Genomic DNA, 385 nt, shown 5'->3' on the forward strand with positions numbered 1-385 from the left:
GTGATGTAACCACCAATGACAGTACACCTGCATTAACCGGTACAGTGAACGATCCAACAGCGACTGTTGTGGTGACTGTAAATGGTGTGGAGTATCCAGCGGTCAATAATGGCAACGGTACCTGGACACTTGCAGACAATACACTTCCAGTATTGGCAGATGGTCCACATACTGTGACTGTGACAGCAACAGACCCAGCAGGTAATGTGAGTACAACCAGTGCGGTGGTGACTGTAGATACTGCAGCAGCGAACCTACTTGGTGCGATTACAGTACCTGATGACTTAAACATTGATGGCATCATCAATGCAGCAGAACTTGGCGCAGACGGCAGCTTTGATGCCCGTGTTGCGTTGGGTCCAGATGCAGTGGTGGGCACTGTCGT

The 385-nt window shown here is 50.1% G+C and carries 1 protein-coding gene; it reads left to right on the plus strand.

All coding sequences use genetic code 11. The features are described from left to right. Positions 1–385: Ig-like domain-containing protein (locus ACH63V_RS18140; RefSeq protein ID WP_396464329.1), on the plus strand; the 385-nt coding region annotated here is incomplete at both ends.

The sequence above is a fragment of the Acinetobacter sp. ABJ-A23_2 genome (genome assembly GCF_044538765.1).
In the GTDB taxonomy this organism is placed as follows: domain Bacteria; phylum Pseudomonadota; class Gammaproteobacteria; order Pseudomonadales; family Moraxellaceae; genus Acinetobacter; species Acinetobacter nosocomialis_A.